Origin of the sequence: Trichloromonas sp., from assembly GCF_041583255.1 — a bacterium.
Lineage (GTDB): Bacteria > Desulfobacterota > Desulfuromonadia > Desulfuromonadales > Trichloromonadaceae > Trichloromonas.
Genome location: NZ_JBFHGD010000225.1, coordinates 1 through 5,108 on the forward strand (window position 1 = coordinate 1; position 5,108 = coordinate 5,108).

Annotated in this window: 5 protein-coding genes; 3 read left to right on the forward strand and 2 right to left on the reverse strand. The window is 58.4% G+C overall.

All coding sequences use genetic code 11. From position 1 onward, the window contains the following. Together ABYV89_RS14330 and ABYV89_RS14335 are read right to left on the reverse strand one after the other, a co-directional pair. The coding region (locus ABYV89_RS14330) for a methylmalonyl-CoA mutase family protein (RefSeq protein ID WP_432823618.1) at positions 1-847 on the reverse strand (847 nt) is incomplete at its 3' end. Positions 848-953: 106 nt separating this feature from the next. Continuing rightward, positions 954-1,514, reverse strand: coding sequence for a helix-turn-helix domain-containing protein (locus ABYV89_RS14335; RefSeq protein WP_432823619.1), 561 nt, complete (start codon positions 1,512-1,514; stop codon positions 954-956). 422 nt (positions 1,515-1,936) lie between these two features. Here ABYV89_RS14335 and ABYV89_RS14340 point away from each other — a divergent pair, with 422 nt between their 5' ends. The 3 genes from ABYV89_RS14340 to ABYV89_RS14350 all read left to right on the forward strand — a co-directional run bounded on the left by ABYV89_RS14340 (position 1,937) and on the right by ABYV89_RS14350 (position 4,701). After that, positions 1,937-3,022 (forward strand): hypothetical protein, encoded by a 1,086-nt coding sequence (locus ABYV89_RS14340; protein WP_432823620.1) that lies wholly within the window; start codon positions 1,937-1,939, stop codon positions 3,020-3,022. Positions 3,023-3,106: 84 nt separating this feature from the next. Then, on the forward strand, positions 3,107-3,853 hold the full coding sequence (gene mqnB, locus ABYV89_RS14345) for a futalosine hydrolase (RefSeq protein WP_432823621.1): 747 nt from the start codon (positions 3,107-3,109) through the stop codon (positions 3,851-3,853). Beyond that, entirely contained in the window at positions 3,850-4,701 is an 852-nt protein-coding gene (locus tag ABYV89_RS14350; protein WP_432823622.1) for a 1,4-dihydroxy-6-naphthoate synthase, read from the forward strand. The genes mqnB and ABYV89_RS14350 overlap by 4 nt, the downstream gene beginning before the upstream one ends. Positions 4,702-5,108 lie beyond the last annotated feature (407 nt).

A 5,108-nucleotide genomic window follows, 5' to 3' on the forward strand; every position in this document is an offset into this window, starting at 1 on the left:
CGATAGCGAAGAAGAATGACAGCCGCGGCGCAAAAGCATCGACGTCGAGACCTTTGGCGATCGCCGTCCGCACGTACTCGATGCCGTCGGCCAGGGTGAAGGCCAGCTCCAGCGCGTTGTTGGCGCCGGCTTCCTGGATATGGTAGCCGGAGATGGAGATGGAATTGAACTTGGGCATGTGCGTGCTGGTGTACTCGATGATGTCGGAAATGATCCGCATCGAGGGCTCCGGCGGGTAGATATAGGTGTTGCGGACCATGAACTCCTTGAGGATGTCGTTCTGGATGGTCCCGGCCAGCTGCTCCCGGGAAACCCCGGACTCCTCGGCGGCAACGATGTAATTGGCCAGGATCGGCAGCACGGCGCCGTTCATGGTCATCGAGACCGACACCTTGTCGAGGGGGATGTCGCCGAACAGGATTTTCATATCCTCGACCGAGTCGATGGCCACGCCGGCCTTGCCGACGTCGCCGACCACCCGGGGATGATCCGAGTCATAGCCGCGATGGGTGGCGAGGTCGAAGGCGACCGAGAGCCCCTGCTGACCGGCAGCGAGGTTACGCTTGTAGAAGGCGTTCGACTCTTCGGCGGTGGAGAACCCCGCGTACTGACGCACAGTCCAGGGACGACCGGCGTACATGGACGCCATCGGCCCGCGCACGAAGGGGGCGATTCCGGGGAGCGTATCGGCCGTCTCCAGGCCCTCCACATCGGCCTTGGTGTAGAGCGGCTTGACCCGGATCCCTTCAGGAGTATCCCACTGCAGCTTATCGAGGCTGTCGGACTTGGTTTCCTTTTTGACCAGAGCTTCCCAGTCGGCAACCGATTTCTTCTCAAATTGACTCATCGGAAAATACCTTTCCAGATTCATTATGGTTCAACAGGTGAGGGGTGAGGAGAGCTTCCACAGAGAAATTCTCTTCACCCCTCACCCCTCGCTCTTCTCTCTTCATTCAGCGGGTGACGACAGCCAGCACCTGCACTTCTTCGCCGTCGTAGGAAAGAAGCCGGTGCCGCAGGGAAGAATCGAAATAAACGGCATCGCCCTCTTCGAGAATGATCCGCTCCTCGTCCAGCAACACCTCGGCCCGCCCTTTGAGTATCAGCAGAAACTCCTCACCATCGTGATTATAGAGGGTCTCCTCGCCCGCCCGTTCGGAGATGGTCACCATGAAAGGCTCCATCTTCTTGTTGTGCTTGCGAAACGACAGGGCCTCGTAGGTGTAGCCATGGCCGGTACCGGCCTTGGATATCACCCGGCTGATCACCCGGCGCCCGCCCCTGCGAACCACTTCGTACTTGTGCTCCTCTTCTTCCTCTTCGAAGAAGTGCCCCATTTTCACGTCAAAAAACCGCGCCAGCTTGGACAGGGTGGCAATGGGCGGCGAAACGTTATTGTTTTCGATCTGCGAAATGAGCGCCGGAGAAAAACCCGTTTCACGAGCCACATCCTGAAGCGTCAGCTTGCGGGCCTTGCGCAACTTCTTGATCTTCGCGCCGATTTTGAATTCCATGGACAATCCTGCAGAAAAAATAGAATATAGTTTTATTCTGAAGGATATAACGGAAATGGTGAAAATTGTCAATATAATTTATTTACCTTAGGTAAAAACATTTACCCTGACTAAATCGCTACTTAGCATGCAGGCCATCCCCCTGCGGCCCCCTCAAAAGACCCCGTTTCCACCTCAGTAAAGACTCAAACCCGCGTTCTGTTTCGTTTCCGCACTGTTGAAGCCGCAGCTGGAGCAGGGGCACCGCTGCCGGCAGCCGCCCCCCCCTGGAGTTGCCCGCCGGTCACCGCCAGCCCGGTTGACATTTTTACGCGAATCTAGTACCTTACGAATCGGAGATAGCCGCATCGCTGCCAAGCCGTACGATGATCGCCGCTGTCGAATCATCTGCCGCCGATACCCACAGACCATAGAGGATTCCCTTGCCTGACCAACTGCTCGAACTCCCGCTGGGGCTGCGCCTCTGGCCACAGAATACGGGGGATGAACCCTTCCGTTTTGTCGAGGGGTACACCCTTAGCCCCCTTGAAAACACCACCGATTCCTATCGTTTTTCGATCATGGTCAACGCCGGCAAATTTCCCCAGGTGCTGGCTGCGCTGGCGCCGAAACTGCCGGACGAAACTTTTTTCATCCTCGAATTCTACCAGGATGACCAGCCTGCCGACCCGGCACAGAACCCGACACCGAAAATCTACTATTCGCCCTATCTGCCAACGGCAGAAATTTTGGAAACGATTGAACCCTTCCTGCCCCGCCTGGTCCACGACGGCTTCGTCGGCTTCGGCCTGGCCAATAACCGCGAAGGCGTCGAGCTCTTTTATTCCGAAGAAAAAGTTCTGACCTGCTTCACCGGCAACCACCTGCGCGTCACCGACCTGCTGGCCCACATGCAGATCCCCAACCGTGCCGATCTGCAGTTTCCCACGGACACTGGCCACGACCACCTGTCGCTCCTCTGCCATCAACGCAAATCGCTGCCGGAACCGTTCTGCAGCATGACTGAAACCGAGCTCGACTACACCTCGTTCTGCGACGACCTGACCGAACTCCTCGACATGTACCCGGTAGAGGACGATTTCTCTTTTTTCCTCTCCAAAAAAGAACAGGATCAGATCGAGGCGCGCCTGGCCGAACATCCTGAATATGCCGAATTTGCCGATGATGATTTCGGCGGCCTGCTGCTGGACTGGAACGATTTCGTCGACGAATGTGCCGCCGGCTTTCAGGGCGACCTCTGGGAATACCACCAGGGCCTCAAGCTGCGCGATCTGATCGAATTCGTCATTGTCGGTGTCCCGCAACCGCTGGGCAGCAAGATCAACGAGATCGTTTCCGAAACAGACCAGAAGCTGCAGCAGAACCTGGTCGATCGCCGCAAGCGCCTCGATCCGCCCTGCGACGGCTTGCCCATCCGCGAAGACCGTTTCTGGTACCAGGGCATCGTCTGCAACCAGGGGGTTCCCCTGCGCCGCGACCTGATTCGCCAGGGCTGGTTCAATCGCTGACCACCGGCGCCGGCCAACCGCTGACACATCCGCCAAGACCAGCCGCGCCCCCTGGCCCCTAACCACCAACACCGGTATCTCGCCATGATCGCCCTGATAGCAGCCGTCCCCCTTGAAACCAGCCTGCTGCGCCGCTTTCTCAGCCCCAGCGAGGTGCGCAACTGCGGCGGCCGCGATCTCTACCTGGGCACCCGTTCAGGCCTCAGCGTATCCCTGCTGCACAGCGGCATCGGCAAGGCCAACGCGGCAGCCGCCGCCACCTCGCTGCTCGCTTTCTGCCGGCCGACAGCGGTCATCGTGATCGGCTGCGGGGGGGCCTTTCCCGGCTCAGGGCTGCGGATCGGCGACCTCGCGATAGCCTCCGAAGAAATTTACGGCGACGAAGGGGTTCTGGCGCCCGGCGGCTTTCTCGACATGGAAGCGATCCAGCTGCCGCTGGTGCAACGCAATGGACAGAGCTATTTCAACCGTTATCCGGTCTCCCCGCTGCTGCTGGAAAAAGCGCGCGCCCTGCTCAACGCAGAAACCGCCGGCCCGTGTCCCGCTGCCGCCTGCGGACCCTTCGTCACCGTATCGACCTGCTCGGGAACACTGGACGGCGGCACGAAACTGGCCCGCCGCACCGGCGGTATCTGTGAAAACATGGAAGGGGCGGCGGTAGCCCAGGTCTGCGCCATGCACAATGTCCCCTTTCTGGAGATTCGCGGCATTTCCAACTTGGTCGAGGACCGCGATCCTTCCAGGTGGAACATCAAGGCGGGCACAGAAATCGCCCAGCTGGCCGTTCAGGAGCTCCTCAGCAACTGGCACGACCGGAAGGAATCCGCATGACCCGCTCGCTGTCCCTCGGTTACTCGCCCTGCCCCAACGACACCTTCATTTTCGACGCCCTGGTCCATCGCCGCATCCCCCTTTGCGATCTCGTCTTCCATGAACGCCTCGAGGATGTCGAAACCCTCAACGCCCTGGCCATGCGCGCGGTTCTCGACCTGACCAAGGTCTCTTACCACGCCTTTGGCCACCTGCGCCAAAACTATGCCCTGCTGCGCAGCGGAGGGGCCCTCGGCCGCGGCTGCGGGCCGCTGGTGGTGGCCGCCCGCCCGCTCGACATGGAACAGTTGCGCCACCAGAAGATCGCCATTCCCGGAGCAATGACCACCGCCAACCTGCTGCTTCAGCTCTACGGAGAAGGCTTCGAACGGGTCGTCCCCATCCCCTTTGACCGCATCATGACCGCGGTGGCGGGAGGCGAATTTGCCGCCGGCGTGATCATTCACGAGTCGCGCTTCACCTACCGTCAGCATGGGCTGCACCAGGTTCTCGATCTCGGCCAGTGGTGGGAAGCAACTACGGGCCAACCGATCCCGCTGGGAGGCATCCTGGTGAAGCGCTCGCTCGGTTCGCGGCTGATTGCAGAAATTGACGCGTCCCTGCGGCGCAGCATCGAATTTGCCTTTGCCCACCCGGAGGCATCGCGCCCCTACATCAAGGCCCACGCCCAGGAACTTTCCGACGCGGTCATCGACAGCCATATCGGGCTGTACGTCAACAAGTTCTCGCTCGATCTCGGTGATGAGGGGCTCGCGGCCGTGGCCGCCCTGTTGACACGGGCCGAGCAGCGAGGCCTGATCCCCCCCTGCGACCTCCCCTTGATCGAAACCCCGGTTACGGCCCCCTGAGCTCTTCCGACAGCCCCAACGCCGTTCAATTCCCGCTCTTTCCAGTGAAAACCCCTAAAACCACAGAATACGCGGTTTGATAACGGGCCAGGTCAAACCTGCAATCGATTTTTTTTCATTTTATCCATCTCCGCTCACGCCTTACGGCAAACAGAAAAATTCAAAATACCGGTCTATTTTACATAAACACAATAATTATGGATAGTTACGGTCATACTTTCAGTTTTGATGAAATTTCATGCAGGGTAAATTTGTCAATTTAAACAAACGGTCTACTCTTCAAAACGGTAAAACAACCTAACATGCTGTTTTACTGGGACTTTTCGAAATTTTTTTATTGCATGAATAATTCATGCGCCTATAATTTAACCATATTGACGAATCAGCAAGGTCATCTGCATCATTCA

What these genes read in the sequence shown, in the direction of transcription:
- ABYV89_RS14335 (WP_432823619.1), bottom strand. Translation starts at nt 1,514, where the DNA reads ATGGAATTCAAAATCGGCGCGAAGATCAAGAAGTTGCGCAAGGCCCGC.
- mqnB (WP_432823621.1), top strand. Translation starts at nt 3,107, where the DNA reads ATGATCGCCCTGATAGCAGCCGTCCCCCTTGAAACCAGCCTGCTGCGC.
- ABYV89_RS14350 (WP_432823622.1), top strand. Translation starts at nt 3,850, where the DNA reads ATGACCCGCTCGCTGTCCCTCGGTTACTCGCCCTGCCCCAACGACACC.